The organism is Bacteroides sp. GD17 (assembly GCF_038448625.1).
Classification (GTDB): Bacteria; Bacteroidota; Bacteroidia; order Bacteroidales; family Bacteroidaceae; genus Bacteroides.
In genome coordinates this window covers 1-16,514 of the sequence record NZ_JBCEZS010000026.1, presented here as the reverse complement: position 1 = coordinate 16,514, position 16,514 = coordinate 1, and the positions used below count along the sequence as shown (strand labels likewise).

Sequence of the window (16,514 nt, the reverse complement as noted above, 5' to 3'; positions counted from 1 at the left end):
GCTTTTAGAGCACTGTTCAGGGGCGTAAAGGATAAAGCATTCTTCTTGTACAGATTAACTAAGTTATATGCATAATAGGAAAATCCCTCAGGGTTTTACGTTGATCCGTGTTGAGTCTTCTGAAGAGTATGTCTTGAAACAAAGAATCCTTGATAATCTAGCGATTATCAAGGATTTCTTTGGGGTGACTGAAGGGACTCGAACCCTCGACATTCAGAACCACAATCTGACGCTCTAACCAACTGAACTACAGTCACCGTGTTAGTGCATTTCTTAAATGCGGTGCAAAGATAGAGATAAACTTTAATATTGCAAAGAATCGGACAATTATTTTTGCTGTTTCGGTATCATTTTTTATTCTCGTAAATATCTATGTTGTGTTGTTGGAGGAGCTTTCGGGAGTTTTCAGTAAAGATTTTCAGACGGTTACGAGCTTCTTGGGGCAAACTGTCCGAAGAAAAATAGATTGGGTAAAGAATGTAATTTTTTTCTTGGGTAAGCTCGGGGCGGGCAGTCCATACAAGATCATATCCGCAATGAGATACGCGGCAATAAGGGAAAGGGAACGAAGCAGACTCCAATGCAGGGCTTCTACTTTGGCCGGAATAGAATGGGCGGACAGGTTGAGGCAGGGGAGATTTTTCCAATTGCAACGTGAAGATGAGGCCGCCATCCGTATTTTCATCGTGCATATTGGAAATGAAGTTGCCTAAAGAGTAAACAACTACATGTTGCCTGGTTCCGTCTGTGCGCAGTTCCATGGGCTGAATGACGTGCGGGTGTGAGCCGATGATGTGTGTCACACCCTGTTGAAGCAGCCAGTCGGCGAGTTCACGCTGTTCGCGGTTGGGGAGTGACTGATGTTCAATACCCCAATGCATACATGCAATGATGGCGTCCGGCCGGCGAGCTTGCGCACTGCGGATATCTTGCAGGATTATCTCTTTGTCGATGTAGTTTACGATATTCGGCGGGCTTACTTTGATGCCGTTGGTACCATAAGTGTAGTTGAGCAAGGCAATGCGGAAACCTTTTTTATGAATGAATAGGGGATAGCGTTGTTTGCGCTCCGACAGATTTCTGTAAGTTCCGGCATAGGGAATGTGCAATGAGTCGAGCATCAGGATGGTGCGTTCCAATCCTTTTTTGCCGCGGTCCAGGCAGTGGTTGTTGGCTGTTATCAGTATATCGAAGCCGGCATCCTTGATGGCTTGCAGATATTCGTCGGGTGCGCTGAAGGCCGGATATCCCCGATAAGGTTCGCCACCTAATGTTACTTCCAGGTTTCCGATAGCTAGGTCGGCACGGGAGATTTGCTCTTTGACAAGCGAGAAACAAGGAGTATAATCGTACCGGCCTTCGGAAGTACGTGCCGCATCTATTTGTGCCTGGTGTTGCATCAGGTCGCCAACAAATAATAGCGTAATCCTTTCCTGGGCGGAAAGGGTTACGCTATACAGTAAAGCCATTAAGGCTACAAGCGCTTTCATGGCTTTTGGCTATTGGTAGATAGCTTTTTTGCCTGCCAACAAAGTATTTTTCATTAACGATACGATGGTCATCGGTCCTACGCCACCCGGCACGGGAGTGATGAATGAACATTTCGGAGCAACTTCATCGAACTTCACGTCTCCGGTCAGTTTGAAACCGGACTTTTTGGTTGCATCCGGTACGCGGGTAGTACCTACGTCGATAACGACAGCACCTTCTTTCACCATTTCTGCCTTCACGAAGTTGGGTTGTCCCAATGCGGCAATGATGATATCCGCTTCCTGGCATTCCTTTACCAAATCCTTGCTGCGGCTGTGGCAAACGGTTACAGTTGCATCGCCGGGGTATGCCTTTTGCATCATGAGTGCTGCCATCGGCTTGCCGACGATGTTGCTTCGTCCCAAGACTACGCATTTCTTGCCGGAAGTTTCTATTTCATAGCGCTTCAGCAATTCGAGAATACCATTAGGCGTGGCAGATACATAGCAGGGCAGGCCGATAGACATGCGTCCTACATTGATGGGATGGAAACCGTCTACATCTTTGCGGTAATCGATGGTTTCAATTACTTTTTGCTCGGAAATGTGTTTGGGCAGGGGAAGCTGTACGATGAAACCATCCACATCTGCGTCTTCGTTCAATTCACGTACTTTGGCCAGCAGTTCTTCTTCGGTCACATCTGCCTCGTAGCGAATGAGGGAGGATTTGAATCCACAGACTTCACATGCTTTTACTTTGGCAGCGACATAGGTTTCGCTGCCTCCGTCGTGTCCGACGAGAACGGCGGCCAGATGCGGACGTTTGCCTCCGCGTGCCACTATCTCGGTTACTTCTGCTGCAATTTCCTGCTTTACTTGTTCTGAAATTGCTTTTCCATCAATTAGTGTCATAATATTCAGTCTTATTTTTTCATTTTAGGCATCATCTTACCCATCTTGCTGCCGGTCACCATCTTCATCATCTTGCGAGTTTGTTCAAACTGCTTCAGCAGGCGGTTCACTTCCTGGATGTTCGTACCGCTACCTTTGGCAATGCGTTGGCGGCGTGAGCCGTTCAGGATGGCAGGATTGCTGCGTTCTTCCGGAGTCATGGAGTATATAATGGCTTCAATACTCTTGAAGGCATTGTCGTCGATATCAATGTCCTTGATGGCTTTGCCTACGCCGGGTATCATGGATGCCAGATCTTTCAGGTTACCCATCTTCTTGATTTGGGCTATCTGACTGAGGAAGTCGTTGAAGTCGAACTGGTTCTTGGCAATCTTCTTTTGCAGGCGTTTGGCTTCTTCTTCATCGTATTGCTCTTGGGCACGTTCCACCAACGAAACGATATCACCCATGCCGAGGATACGGTCTGCCATACGTGAGGGGTGGAATTGGTCTATCGCATCCAGCTTTTCACCCGTACCGACGAACTTGATAGGTTTGTTCACTACAGAACGGATAGAAAGGGCGGCACCACCACGGGTATCACCATCCAGCTTAGTCAGTACCACACCGTTGAAGTCCAGGCGTTCGTTGAATTCCTTGGCAGTATTCACGGCATCCTGACCGGTCATGGAGTCGACCACGAACAATATTTCATTCGGATTGATGGCTTTCTTGATGGCGGCAATTTCGTTCATCATCTCTTCGTCTACGGCCAGACGACCGGCAGTATCGACGATTACCAGGTCATATCCTTTGGCTTTGGCTTCCTGGATGGCATTCTGTGCAATGGCTACCGGGTCTTTGCTGTCCGGTTCGGAATACATCGGAACGTCAATCTGTTCGGCAAGTACACGCAACTGCTCCACAGCGGCAGGACGATATACGTCACAAGCTACCAATAAAGGTTTGCGGTTCTTCTTGCTTTTCAGCATACGTGCCAGCTTTCCGGAGAAAGTGGTCTTACCGGAACCTTGCAGACCGGACATCAGGATAACGGCAGGTTTGGAGTCGATGTTGATTTCAGCAGTTTCGCCACCCATAAGCTGGGTCAGTTCGTCATGCACAATCTTTACCATCAACTGACTGGGCTTTACGGCGGTCAGCACGTTTTGTCCCAGCGCTTTCTCCTTAACGGTATCGGTGAAGTTCTTGGCTACTTTATAGTTTACGTCGGCATCCAAGAGTGCTTTACGCACATCTTTCAAGGTTTCTGCAACGTTGATTTCGGTGATTTTACCTTCACCTTTCAAGATTTTAAACGACCTCTCAAGTCTCTCGCTTAAATTATCGAACATAGTATCTAATTACGTTTACTAAATTACAAATTACTCTTATTGAGGCGCAAAAGTACAAAAAATCCCCGTAACTGCCTTCTTTTGGAGGCAGAATATTATTGAGGATCTATGGCAGGATATGTAAAAAGAAGGGTCGGACCGGCGGCTGTATCGGGCATGACCTGATAAGTGCCTCCGAAATGTTTCAGTAACAAACGGTTGATGTCGTGACGTAAAGAAGCTTCCTGACCGTCATATTTACTGTCGGCCAGGGGGCTGTTGACAACTTTGAAGCACAGTATTTCACCGCTCTTTTCAAGGCTGAAGTGAATCTCCCGCTTTTCTTGGGATGTAGCGGAAGTTCCCGTCAGTGTGCTGATAATCATTTGCATTATGCGGTTGCAGTCGGTATGTATGATGTGCTGTTCCACGTTGTTCTGGAAATGAATGCTCAAGTTGGGGTTTTGCATAAGGGCAGCACTAACGGCATCGTTACAAATCTGTACTACGTCATAGTCCATCAGTTGATACTTCATCATATTGGCTTCCAGGCGGGAGAGGTCTAATACATTGTTGACCAGCAGCATCAGTGCTTCAGTATTTTGCTGTATTATGTCGGAATACTCTTTACGCACCTCTTCGTCTATTTCCGTATCGACTGCCATAAGCTGTGAGAAGCCTACTACATTATTAAGAGGTACGCGGATAGCATGGCTCATATTTGACAAGAAGCGGTTTTTCATTTCGTTGGCTTCTTCTGTCTTGCGGGTTGCTTCCTTAGTCTCTTTTTCCGATAATTGTAATGCTTTTCTTATTCGGTTGATGCGCAGCATATAGCTGACACATAATATCAAGACCACACCGACCACCACCAGGATGATGAGTTGTATGTAACTTCTTAATTTGGCTTGTTCCAATTGTAATTGGTTCAAGTGGTATCTATCCTTGATTTCTTCCAGTTGCTGGTTCGATACGGCGTTGGTTATTGAGTCTTGCATCAGGTTGGCCTTTTCATAGAGTGGCAGGGCTTCGGTGTATCGGCCCATTGCTTTCAATGCATCAGCCTTATAGTTTACTTCCCTGGCATAGTCGGACTCTTCGAAATCATATTGTCTTACGAAATGCATAGCACTGTCTGCCAAAGCAAGCGCAGCATCATATTCTTTCATATAGAGGAAGTACTCAATGCCCAGGTTCTGATAAGTAAGCCAATAAGGAAGATGGGTTTGGGGCGTGATATAGGTTTGCCCCTTCTCATAGTGTTCCTTGGCAAGAGCCGGATTGTCAATTCCTAAATAAAGATAGGTATAATATATTTCCAGATATAAATATTGACCGGAAAGCGCTTCTTTCATTTCGGGATTCTGGTGTATCATTTCATTCATAACCCCTTTTGCTTCGTCCAGGTATTTCTTCAGGTCGGCATAGTTTCTTCTTTGCTTATTGAAACTGATAAGTTGGAAGAGTATATTGAGCTGTGAGCCGAGCCGGTCTATTTGCGGTAATAAGTTATATGCTTTCTTCAGAACCTTCTCTTCTTCTTTCCACCGATTGGTTTTGTGGTAAATATTGGCCAAACATTGGTAGGAAGCGAGTTCTCCATTCAGACTGTTGTTGGCTGTTGCCTTTTCCATCATCTGCATGGCTTCGCTGAATGCATATTCGTACTCTTTCTTATAGATGTATATATTGATGAGCAACTTTTGTGCATTGAAGTAGATTTCCCAATATTTGCTGTTCTGGGCAACCGGTTTCAGTATATTGACCCATTTGGCAATGCTGTCCAGTTCTCCTTCATCATTGTAATAATGGAGGATATGAAGGTATGCACCATTGCAAATGTAATAATCGTTGTTTTGTTCCTTGGCTTCTCTAAATAGCTGGCCGGCATACTTTAATGCATCCGGAGAACTTTGTGATATGCGTGCCAGCCTATCCAGCAGTTGAAGCCGGGTGCTGTCATGGGGCAATGTCTCCAGTTGTGCCGACAGGCTGTCGGTTATGGAAGTCGGGGTACTACCCGCCAGACAGAATAGTGCCTGTATAGCAAGGAGTATGATGCAGGTTATCTTTTTCATTGTGCCGCCTCCTCTCTTTTTTCGGCGGTATGGATGGGGTGGGTGAATATGAAACGGGAACCGTTTGTATATTCACTGTCAATCCAGATTTTGCCTCCGAAATGTTCTACAATCAATTGGCAGATAGAGAGCCCCAGGCCACTGCCTTGCGCATTTTCGTCCAACTTCTCAAAGCGGTTGAATATCTTGCCTTGCTTTTCGGGAGCAATTCCGCAGCCGGTATCGGTTACGGAAAATATTGCCATGTCTCCTTGCACTTCCAGCGAAAGTGTGATGCTTCCTTCGGATGTGAACTTTGTGGCGTTGATGAGTAGATTGATCAGCAGTTGCTGCAAGCGGGCTTCATCAGTATAAAGTTCCAGCTTTTCCAATGACGTTTGAAACAGGACGGCGGCGGCTGTCTGCTTTATCTTTTCCACCGTATCAATAACATTACGACAGAGGAAGATGGCATCGTGCGTACCCATGCGGAACTGCATTTTTCCTCTTTCCAGGCTGGATAAGTCTACCACATCGTCAATCAGTTTCAAGAGCAAGTCTGAATTCTGCTGTATGATGTCATTGCATTGCTGGCGGATGCTTTGGTCTATGTTGGTATCTGTCAGGATAGACGAGAAGCCGGATAACGCGTTCAGTGGGGTTCGTATCTCATGGCTCATGTTCGACAGGAACAAGCTTTTGGTGCGGATAGAATTTTCAGCATTCTTTTGCGCTTCGTTCAGCTTTTGTTTTGAGGTGGCGAGGCGTTTGGTTTCCTGCTTTATATGGACAACGAACAAAATGAATATGGTAAGAATCAAGACACCTCCTACAATCAGATATAGTAATACGCGGTTCCATTGCTTTTGGTTGTCCACTTCAAGCCGGTCTACCTGATAGACTGTCCGCAACAGATTGATTTGGTTTGTATAGTTATGGGCGTTGATAGAATCGCGGGCAGAATTGATATTCTGGTAAATCTCGCATGCTTCTTTATAATGTTCTAACTTGGTATATATTTGAGCGATTGATTTCCTCAGTTTCAAGTAGTTGCCGTATACACTTATATGGTCGGCATCGTCTGCCAGTTCTGTATATAGTTGGATGGCTTGTTCGTAATTTCCGGCTTCTCTGGCACATCCGGCTTGCATATATTTCAATATGGAAGTGTGGAAATAAGACGGATCGTCATTGTTTACCTGTTCGGCATTGGCAATGTATTGGTTGGCTTTCACTAAATCTCCGGCATGAATATAGTAGTATGCCTGGTAGATATAGAATAAGAATGGATTTAATTTGCTTTTCTCGTAAGTCTGCCCCATTTTCTCCAGATAGGTTTCGGCTTCTCCAGTTCGTTTCGCTTTGATGAGCGTGGGTACCAGTTGCATGAAGACTCTTTCTTGCAGTTGTTCGGAATTGGGAACCTGATACAATATCTGGATAGCTTCTTCATATTCTTCTATTGCTTCTGCATCCATGCTTGCATTGAGATAAGTGTCTCCCAATGCAAAGTGGGACAAGGCAATACCGATATCATATTTCATTTGTTGGGCTTGTGCCAGCATTGCATTCGATTTCTTCAAAGCTTCGGTAATCTGTCCCTGCAGGGCATAAGCATATACAGCCATCTGCTTTGTTAAAAACATGTGCTTGTAGTCTTGTTGCTCTTGAAAGGCAGCTACAACTTCATCCTCCCATTGAATGATATCGCTCGTTTTCACTTCTTGGGAATAGCCTAAGTTATTGTCTACTAATGTTTCTATCAAGCGGACATGCTTGGACACATCTCCTTCTTCGAGAGATGCGGCTTGAAGGCCTGTGCCAAACAGTAATAAGATTAACAATATGTATGTTCTAATTACTTTCAACTTATTTTCTTTTTATTAGGGTAAAGAAACATAGATGCAAATTTAATCAAAAAGAGCGGAATACATATATTATCCCGCTCTTTTTAGGCCGTTATTTTTATTTTCTATTGATTATATCCCTTGCGCAAGGTCCTTCGTGGTTTGGATAACCGGGGATATGGCTACGCCATCTTTTGTCTGCTTCTACTTTCAGATTACGGTAATCATCTTGGGTGCGGTAGATATAATTATCCAGTAAAGCGCGATACTGAATGAGGATATCAGCATATTCCGGATTGTTTGCGAGGTTGTGTTTTTCTCCTTTATCCTTGCTCATATCGTATAATTCTTCTCCGTTACCTTCCAGATAATGGGTGTATTTATATCGAGGACCGCGTATCATTCGTCCGGGACTGACGGTTACTTCATACTCGCTATGCCATTCGGAAGCTACGTATGGATGTTGTTTTTCTTGCTTCTTGCCTTTCAGGAAGGGAGCCAGGCTGATGCCGGGTTTATCAGCGGGTACCGGAATGCCTGCCAGTTCGCAGAGGGTGGGCAGTAAGTCGGTTGTTGGTTGGGTCAGTAACTCTTCCACCGGCTTGGGGCGGGGTTGGATGCCGGGACCGGCTATGATGAACGGTACATTGGTCATCTCTTCGTAGAAACTGACTTGCTTGGTCACCATGCGGTGCGATCCCATTCCATCACCATGGTCTGCCAGGACAACGACAATGGTGTTTTTGCCGGCAGGGGTGGAGTAGAGCGCTTGCAGTACACTGTCTATCTGCTTGGCAACCATTCGCGTGTAGTGCTGGAAGGCAGCAATATAATGCCGGTAATTTTCTTCGTTCCAATGTGCAGCCTGCATCATGCGCCGGTGGCTGCAACAGATATATTGGATGGGAAGAGGAAGGCTTTTCCAGTTTTCCACTTCAAAGTTGTCGGGTAAGTCGGGCAGGAATCCGCTGATAGGACTGTCTGTATGTTCCCCTTTGTTTTCGCCGACATATCCGCAGATATTGTGAGGGTTTTGGAAATCGGCTATACATATAAAAGGTTCTTTCGGTGGGTTGCTGAGGTAGCTAACGGCATCTTCGCAGGTTCCCACATCCAAAAAGCTGTCGTTATTGACGGGAAATTCGGGGTCGGTGAATGGTTTGGCAACAGGTTCCTTGTGGCGGAAACCTCTCAGGGCTCCCATATCATGGGTTTTCCCGAAGTGTACGGCTTCGTATCCATTGGCTGAAAAGAGGCTTCCCAATGTGGGAATGTTGTCGGGCAATGGCGGGTTGATATGTTCATCCGAGTTAGAACGTACATTGGTCTGATGCGGCATCAACCCACTCCATAGGGCTGCACGTGATGGTTGGCTGAGAGGGCAACCTACATAAGCATTGGCAAATACCACTCCTTGGGAGGCGAGCCGGTCGATGGGAGGAGTGCAACTGGGATCAGCGCCGTATGCACCTACAACGCGTTGAGTCAGGTGGTCGCATTGGATAATCAGGAAATTCGGTGATTGTTGTGCTGTCATAGGCAGGCTGCACAGTGCCATTCCCATAAAAGGATAAAGAGTCTTCATTGAATTCAGATTTTATTTGTTTAAGGTTGTTTGTCCGGCAGCAAAAGTAGGAAAAAGCAGTTATAAAAAAAGCTTCCATCTGCGTTTATGGACGCAAATGGAAGCTTTTGTACTATATTGTAACAGCTTTTCTTTAGCTGTTCATGCTCATTAGGAACTCGTCGTTGTCTTTGGTCTTTTCCAAACGGTCTTTTACGAAATCCATCGCCTCTATCGGGTTCATATCGGCAAGGTATTTGCGCAGAATCCACATGCGGTCCAGAGTCTGCTTGTCTTGCAGCAAGTCGTCGCGGCGTGTGCTGGAAGCAACGATGTTGACGGCAGGGAAGATACGCTTGTTGGACAAGTTGCGGTCGAGCTGCAATTCCATATTACCGGTACCCTTGAATTCTTCGAAGATCACTTCATCCATCTTGGAGCCGGTATCAATCAATGCGGTAGCAAGGATGGTCAGTGAACCGCCGCCTTCAATGTTACGGGCAGCACCGAAGAAGCGTTTGGGCTTGTGCAGTGCATTGGCATCGACACCACCGGAAAGTACTTTGCCGGAAGCGGGAGACACCGTGTTGTAGGCACGTGCCAGACGGGTGATAGAATCGAGGAAGATAACGACATCATGTCCGCATTCTACCATTCTTTTGGCTTTCTCAAGAACGATGCCGGCAATTTTCACGTGGCGTTCGGCCGGTTCGTCGAATGTAGAAGCGATTACTTCGGCATTCACGGTGCGGGCCATGTCGGTTACTTCTTCCGGGCGCTCGTCGATGAGCAGCATAATCATGTAGACTTCCGGATGGTTGGCTGCAATGGCATTGGCGATATCTTTCATCAAGATAGTCTTACCGGTTTTGGGCTGTGCCACGATCAAGGCACGCTGACCTTTGCCGATAGGGGCAAAAAGATCGACTACGCGGGCTGATAATGAATCGGAATAACCGCCTTTGCAAAGTCTGAACTTCTCGTCCGGGAATAGCGGAGTAAGATGCTCGAAGGGGACGCGGTCACGTACAAAAGCCGGGTCGCGTCCGTTGATTTTGGACACTTTCACCAGCGGGAAATACTTCTCACCTTCTTTGGGCGGACGGATTACGCCTTCTACCACATCACCGGTTTTCAGGCCGAAGAGCTTGATTTGCGATTGAGATACGTAGATATCGTCCGGTGAAGAGAGGTAATTGTAATCGGAAGAACGAAGGAAGCCGTAGCCATCCTGCATGATTTCCAGTACGCCGGTTCCGGTAAGGATATCGTCGAATTCGTAGGCTTTTTCGCGCTCTATCGTTTTGCGCTCCGGAGCAGGAGTATAGTTGTCGCCTGTATTGTACGGCTGCGCGGGGCGCTGTGGCTGTACGGGGCGCTGCTGATAACCGGGGCGGTTGTTATTATTGTTGTTATTATTATTGTAAGGAGGATTGTTGCTGTTGTCGCGAGGACGCAGACGTGGGCGTTGCAATGGTTGAGGATGCTGTTCGGCAGGTGTGGCAGCAGGCGCAGCAGGTGTTTCTGCTTTGGTTGCTTCGAATTTGCCGATGAGTTCGGAAGGCAATTCAACCTTTTCTGTCGGAAGGTCTTCGATAGGAATGAAGTCGTCTTCGGTTTCTGCCAGGATAGGGCTTTCGTCCGGTACAGCTACCTTTTGGGGCTTGTTTTCCACTTTTGTAACTTTCGGTTCGAAATTCAATTCGGGCTCTATTGTTTTGGGAGTTTCAGTTGCTTTAGGAGCGGCTGTTTCTTCCTCTTTTACCTTGCGGGGACGTCCCGGTTTGCGTTTGGGGGCAGTTGCCGGTTTTTCTGCAGGAGTAGCGACGGCAGCAGTTGCGGTAGCCGGTTCTTTGGCGGTTTCAGCAGCTTGGGGCTGTTCCTTGGTTGCAGGAGCTTCCTCTGCTTTCGACTTGGTGAGATCACCGTTTTTGGTAGCTGAGAATACCTTGTCGGCGCCTTCTTTCTTTACGGTTTTTACAGTGACGCGCGAACGCTTTTGCTTGTCCCCTCCTTTGCGTTCTTCTTTCAGCTTGTCGGCGGCTACTTTCTTGGTAGCGCCTGCGATGGCTTGTTCATCAAGTATCTTGTAAACAAGTTCTTCTTTTTTGAGTGAGTCTGTTTTTTTAATACCCAGTTCTTGGGCAATAGTTTGCAGTTCCGACAAATTTTTGTCGTTCAGTTGAATGATGTTATACATACAGTATATGTGTGAATGGTTTAAAATTTCTTCTTTTGAATAGGCATAGATGCACGGTTGCAGGTGTTGTCTGAAGCAACTTGGCAAGTTTACCTTGTAATTTATGATTTAATTGGGATATTTATTATTGAACCGGAAATCTGATTACAATCCTTGCCTCAGCAGGAAGTTGCAGAATGTTTCAACGGCGCAAAGGTAATAAATATTTTTGGTTTCATAAATAAATCGCCTTTTTTTTAAATTTAAAACTTTATCTTTGCTGTATTAACAACAACATAAGGAATTGATTTATGAATATAGATGAAGCACATCTGATAACGTTTTCACCTACTCGTACTTCTAAACAAGTAGGCAAGGCAATTGTTCACGGCACGGGAATTTCTTCGGTGAAAGAAGTGGATTTAACGCTGAAAACGACTGATGAGCAGGTGGTTCCGGCTCATGCATTGGCGGTTATTACAGTACCGGTATATGGCGGGCATGTGGCTCCTTTGGCATTGGAGCGGATGAAGGACATCCACTCTGACGGTGCGCCTGCCGTGGTGGTAGTGGTCTATGGAAACCGTGCTTACGAAAAGGCTTTGACCGAGTTGGATGCTTTCGTTACCGAACGGGGCTTTAAAGTGATAGCGGGAGCTACTTTCGTAGGCGAGCATTCGTTTAGCAATGACAGATATCCGGTTGCGGCCGGGCGTCCGGATGCGGAAGATCTGAAGTTTGCAGAACTTTTCGGCGAAAAGATACGTACCAAGATTGCTGCTGCGGCTGATATGGAGAAACTGTACGGTGTGGATGTGGCGCGTATTCAGCGGCCTCGCCAGCCTTTCTTCCCTTTATTCCGCTTTTTGCGTAAGGTGGTAAAGTTGCGTAAGAGCGGGGTTCCCATGCCACGTACTCCGAAAGTAGATGCGGAACGTTGCACGCATTGCGGGTATTGCGCCACGCATTGTCCTGCGGGTGCTATTATAAAAGGTGATGAGTGCAATACGATTGCAGAGAAATGCATTAAATGCTGTGCTTGTGTAAAGGGATGCACGCAGAAGGCACGCACTTACGATACACCGTTTGTGGTATTGCTGGCCGATTGCTTCAAAAGACAAAAAGAAGATAGGATTATTATTTAGTTATCACTACCAATACTTTCTTCGTCTGTTCATCTACTCTGAACCGATTGTCCGTTCGTTCTCCCACTAACCAGATGATATCATCTCCGCAGCAGAGTACCCATTGTTGTTCTTTGCGCAGGAGGGAGAACTTGCGGTCGGTCAGGTAGTCACTTACTTTTTTCCTTCCTTTCATACCGAAGGGGACGAATGTGTCTCCTTGCCTCCAAAGGCGTAGGGAGAGGGGATGCCGGAGTTTGTCCGCATCAAAACAGGCCGTGCTTTTATCACGGGGGATAACGAAGCACGGAGTGTAGTCGTACTCTTTTATCTCCAAGTCAGGCTTTACAACCTCTTGCAGCGGCTCTATCAATAACAGTTCCCGGTCTTTGACGACGCGCCATCCGGTGCCGGTGAATATCTTGCCCGGCTGACCGTTCAGTGCGCGGTATATGTCTTTTACCTGGGCAGCATTGAACCCCAGGGGATATAAGATCTCGAATAAGACTGTTTCCGATGCCGTTTCTTGCTGCAAGGCGCGGATAAGTATACCTTCTTGAGTGAGTATTCGTTTTTTGGTTTCTTCTATACCTTTATTATATATAGCGGCTGCATCTTCCAGATGTTCTGCCGTTTTAAGGATGCTCTCTTTTACCGATGGATTGATTTCCTGCATCATGGGCAGCAGGTTAAGCCGTATCTTGTTGCGGGTGTACTCATCTTGCAGGTTGGTGCTGTCCGTTACATAATCTTGCCCGATGCCGTGCAGGTAGTCAACAATCTCCTTCCGGTCCAGGCAAAGCAGGGGGCGGACAATCTTTCCATTGCCGGGTTGTATTCCACATAGTCCGTTGATGCCGGTTCCACGGATAAGATTGAGCAGAAAGGTTTCCACGCTGTCGTCCTGGTGATGGGCAACTGCTATAACAGCGGCGTTACACTCTTTTCGTACTTCTTCAAACCAGTTGTAACGCAGTTCTCTTGCAGCCATTTCGATGGAAATGTGCCGTTCTTTGGCTTCCCGTTCCGTATCGAAGTGGACGGTGTGCAATGGCACTTGTTGTTCTCTGCATAAGTGGCGGACAAACAGTTCGTCCCGGTCCGACTCTGCTCCGCGAAGATGAAAATTGCAATGGGCAGCTTCGCAGATGTACCCTAAGGAGAGGAGCAGGCGCAGCAATGCCACCGAGTCGGCTCCGCCACTCAATGCCACAAGTATCTTGTCTTCTGTAGAAAAGAGCTTGTTACGGTCGATGTATTGTATTACCTTCTGCTTGTCCATGCTGCAAAGATACAAAAGTTTTGTTTTTGGTAAAGTGATACGTGCACAACATAAAAAGAACGTTTGAGAAAAGTAATTCATTTCAAGAAAGTGTATCTTTGTCCGGTGATAAAACAATACTTAAAATAAGATTGAAGATGAAAGCATTTGAACAGTTACTGCCGACACGTATTATATTCGGTGCCGGCGAAATCGACCGGTTGGCTACATTAGAGCTTCCGGGCAAAAAGGCTTTGCTGGTAATTTCCAGCGGAAACTCCATGCGCAAGTATGGTTATGTGGATAAAGTAGTGAAAGGATTGGCTGAGAATGGAGTCGAGACCGTGATTTACGACAAGATACAAGCTAACCCGATAAAAGAACATGTGATGGAAGCAGCTGCAATCTGTCGCCGCGAACAGTGCGACTTCATTGTAGGACTGGGCGGCGGTAGTTCTATCGATTCTGCCAAATCCATCGCGGTGATGGCTTGCAACGAGGGCGACTACTGGGACTATGTAAGCGGAGGTACCGGAAAAGGACAAACGCCGAAGCATAAGGCTTTGCCGGTCATAGCTATCCCCACTACGGCAGGCACCGGCACAGAGGTAGATCCGTGGACTGTCATCACGCACAATAATGAGAAAATAGGATATGGCACGCCCGATACCATGCCCCAAGTAGCAATTGTAGACCCCGCCCTGATGGTTTCCGTTCCGCCCAAATTGACAGCCTATCAAGGTTTTGACGCTTTCTTCCATGCTGCCGAAGGCTATCTTGCAACAATTGCAACGCCGGTAAGCGAGATCTTTTCACTTAAGAGCATCGAACTCATTGGCCGTTCGCTGGCTAAAGCTGTGAAGAATGGAAATGATTTGGAAGCCCGCAGCGAAGTAGCTCTGGCCAGTACGCTTGCGGGGCTGGTGGAATCGACCTCAAGCTGTATTTCGGAACACTCTCTTGCACATGCGGTAAGTGCCCTCTTCCCCAATGTGGAACATGGTGCGGCATTGACCTGTATCTCCTTGGCATGGTTTGCTTCGTTTGTCGATGTAGTGCCCGAACGCTATATGCGTATGGCTGAAGCCTTGACCGGACAGAAAAGCACATCGCCCGCTGACTTCTTCGCAGCATTGGCCGACTTGCAGGCAGCCTGCGGCATTGATAATATCGCTCTTTCGGAATATGGAGTGACGGAGGAAGACCTCAGCCGTCTTGTACGGAATGCACGCGAAACGATGGGAGGACTGTTCGGAATGGATCCGCGTCCTCTGAGTGATGACGAGGTATTGGAAATATACCGGAAGTCCTATAAGTAACGTCTCTCCACTCTATGTAGTGTATACGCCTTTGCGTAGGTGTATAGAGAAAACTTCTCCGATATAAAGAGAAAAAGTCTGGAATCTAAAGAGAAAAGTTCTTTCTTTTAGTAACTATTCTCTGTTCAAGCCTTGCGAACGGATATTCGCAAGGCTTGAATATGTATTCGCGCACTGTGAACAGGGCTGACGCATTATATTTTTTACTATTTATCATGTCTAATATTGGTGTTTAATTATGTTCTATTATATTAATATTTAATTCTTTATATTGTTTTGTATGTCACTATAAATTCGTATCTTTATAAAGAACTAGAAAACATAAATTGAGGAATAAATGGATATAATTAGCATTACTAAGTATTTTGAAGATCCCCGGCGTGACCATAAAAAGGAACATTCTTTAGAAGCGATTTTTTATATTACCATAGCCGCCGTATTAGGCGGTGCTGAAAGTTGGTATGACATTGAAGAGTTTGGAATTGCCAAGAAAGACTTCTTTTCCCGGCATATCAAGAACTTCAAAGGTATTCCCTCTCATGATACTTTCAACCGTCTATTCTCAATGCTTAAGCCCGAATTATTGGAACGTTCTTTTCGTGTGTGGATCCACGAAATCTGTGGAAAATATAAAGGTGTAGTACCTATTGATGGCAAGACTATTTGTGGCGCCTCTGAGAAGAAAAGCAATGGAAGTTTCTCAAAAATACATATGGTTAGTGCGTGGGCTTCGGCTAACGGTATAACTTTAGGTCAAGAAAAAGTAAATGAAAAGTCCAATGAAATAACAGCTATTCCCGCTTTAATAGATGCTCTTGATCTGGCAGAGTGTATCATAACCATAGATGCCATGGGTTGTCAAAAGAAGATAGTGGAGACCATTATAAATAATAAGACTGACTATGTTATCTGTCTGAAAGAGAACCAGAAGTCTATGCACCACCGAGTAGTGGAACAGTTTGCTCAAATGGACCACCCAGCCAAACATGTTCCCCCAACCCGGCGCGCGACCTATACCACGGAAGAAAGCGGGCATGGGAGGATAGAAAAGAGAGTTTATGACATGTATAACAATGGATTGGATTTATTCGAGGGATGGACTGGACTAAAATCCATCATAAGGGTTCAGTCTTACAGGAAAGAGAATGCAAGTGGTATCGAAGCTAAAGACACAAGATACTATATCTCATCCATCGGTTTAGACATACAGAAAATAGCGGATGCAATACGGACTCACTGGTCAATTGAGAACAATCTTCATTGGCAGTTGGATGTAACGTTCAATGAAGACGCAACCAGGAAAAAGAAAAATGCAGCGGTAAACTTTTCATTGTTGAACAAGATTGCTTTGGCAGCAGTTAAGAAAGATGAATCAAAGGGAAGTTTGAAGGGAAAAAGAAAAAGAGCCGGATGGGACGACTCTTTTCTTGAGAAGTTATTAGACGTGAATTTTTAATGCGTCAGCCCTG

The 16,514-nt window shown here is 46.1% G+C and carries 11 protein-coding genes and 1 tRNA gene; 3 read left to right on the top strand and 9 right to left on the bottom strand.

Annotated elements, in window-relative coordinates:
- Positions 1-180: 180 nt before the first annotated feature.
- From AAE250_RS22880 to rho, 8 genes are all read right to left on the bottom strand, one after another.
- Positions 181-257: transfer RNA gene (locus AAE250_RS22880), tRNA-His, on the bottom strand.
- 90 nt (positions 258-347) lie between these two features.
- Positions 348-1,490, bottom strand: coding sequence for a CapA family protein (locus AAE250_RS22875; protein ID WP_294603282.1), 1,143 nt, complete (start codon positions 1,488-1,490; stop codon positions 348-350).
- Between the two features lie 9 nt (positions 1,491-1,499).
- A complete protein-coding gene (gene folD, locus AAE250_RS22870; protein WP_294603285.1) occupies positions 1,500-2,381 on the bottom strand; it encodes a bifunctional methylenetetrahydrofolate dehydrogenase/methenyltetrahydrofolate cyclohydrolase FolD in 882 nt (293 codons plus the stop codon).
- Positions 2,382-2,392: 11 nt separating this feature from the next.
- A complete protein-coding gene (gene ffh / locus AAE250_RS22865) occupies positions 2,393-3,715 on the bottom strand; it encodes a signal recognition particle protein (RefSeq protein WP_294603288.1) in 1,323 nt (440 codons plus the stop codon).
- Between the two features lie 95 nt (positions 3,716-3,810).
- Positions 3,811-5,772 (bottom strand): tetratricopeptide repeat-containing sensor histidine kinase, encoded by a 1,962-nt coding sequence (locus AAE250_RS22860; RefSeq protein WP_294603289.1) that lies wholly within the window; start codon positions 5,770-5,772, stop codon positions 3,811-3,813.
- Positions 5,769-7,619, bottom strand: a complete 1,851-nt coding sequence (locus tag AAE250_RS22855) for an ATP-binding protein (protein WP_294603293.1) — start codon at positions 7,617-7,619, stop codon at positions 5,769-5,771. Before AAE250_RS22855 ends, AAE250_RS22860 begins: the two co-directional genes overlap by 4 nt.
- Before the next feature lie 97 nt (positions 7,620-7,716).
- Positions 7,717-9,183 (bottom strand): sulfatase family protein, encoded by a 1,467-nt coding sequence (locus tag AAE250_RS22850; RefSeq protein WP_294603296.1) that lies wholly within the window; start codon positions 9,181-9,183, stop codon positions 7,717-7,719.
- Positions 9,184-9,316: 133 nt separating this feature from the next.
- Entirely contained in the window at positions 9,317-11,362 is a 2,046-nt protein-coding gene (gene rho / locus AAE250_RS22845) for a transcription termination factor Rho (RefSeq protein ID WP_294603298.1), read from the bottom strand.
- A 290-nt stretch (positions 11,363-11,652) separates the two neighbouring features.
- Between rho and AAE250_RS22840 the strand changes: the two genes are divergently transcribed.
- Positions 11,653-12,486, top strand: coding sequence for a 4Fe-4S binding protein (locus AAE250_RS22840; protein ID WP_294603301.1), 834 nt, complete (start codon positions 11,653-11,655; stop codon positions 12,484-12,486).
- On the opposite strand, the gene tilS is transcribed toward AAE250_RS22840, so the two are convergent.
- Positions 12,479-13,747 carry a tRNA lysidine(34) synthetase TilS gene (gene tilS, locus AAE250_RS22835; protein WP_294603305.1) on the bottom strand — a complete coding sequence of 423 codons (1,269 nt, stop codon included), beginning with the start codon at positions 13,745-13,747 and terminating at the stop codon, positions 12,479-12,481. The genes AAE250_RS22840 and tilS overlap by 8 nt on opposite strands.
- 137 nt (positions 13,748-13,884) lie before the next feature.
- Here tilS and AAE250_RS22830 point away from each other — a divergent pair, with 137 nt between their 5' ends.
- Complete coding sequence (locus AAE250_RS22830; RefSeq protein ID WP_294603308.1) at positions 13,885-15,045, top strand: iron-containing alcohol dehydrogenase; 1,161 nt, start codon at positions 13,885-13,887, stop codon at positions 15,043-15,045.
- A 337-nt stretch (positions 15,046-15,382) separates the two neighbouring features.
- Positions 15,383-16,501, top strand: coding sequence for an ISAs1 family transposase (locus AAE250_RS22825; protein WP_342289451.1), 1,119 nt, complete (start codon positions 15,383-15,385; stop codon positions 16,499-16,501).
- Positions 16,502-16,514 lie beyond the last annotated feature (13 nt).

Coding starts and splice junctions, on each gene's coding strand:
- tilS (WP_294603305.1), bottom strand. CDS start 13,747: ATGGACAAGCAGAAGGTAATACAATACATCGACCGTAACAAGCTCTTT.
- AAE250_RS22875 (WP_294603282.1), bottom strand. CDS start 1,490: ATGAAAGCGCTTGTAGCCTTAATGGCTTTACTGTATAGCGTAACCCTT.
- ffh (WP_294603288.1), bottom strand. CDS start 3,715: ATGTTCGATAATTTAAGCGAGAGACTTGAGAGGTCGTTTAAAATCTTG.
- folD (WP_294603285.1), bottom strand. CDS start 2,381: ATGACACTAATTGATGGAAAAGCAATTTCAGAACAAGTAAAGCAGGAA.
- AAE250_RS22830 (WP_294603308.1), top strand. CDS start 13,885: ATGAAAGCATTTGAACAGTTACTGCCGACACGTATTATATTCGGTGCC.
- AAE250_RS22850 (WP_294603296.1), bottom strand. CDS start 9,183: ATGAAGACTCTTTATCCTTTTATGGGAATGGCACTGTGCAGCCTGCCT.
- rho (WP_294603298.1), bottom strand. CDS start 11,362: ATGTATAACATCATTCAACTGAACGACAAAAATTTGTCGGAACTGCAA.
- AAE250_RS22840 (WP_294603301.1), top strand. CDS start 11,653: ATGAATATAGATGAAGCACATCTGATAACGTTTTCACCTACTCGTACT.
- AAE250_RS22825 (WP_342289451.1), top strand. CDS start 15,383: ATGGATATAATTAGCATTACTAAGTATTTTGAAGATCCCCGGCGTGAC.
- AAE250_RS22860 (WP_294603289.1), bottom strand. CDS start 5,772: ATGAAAAAGATAACCTGCATCATACTCCTTGCTATACAGGCACTATTC.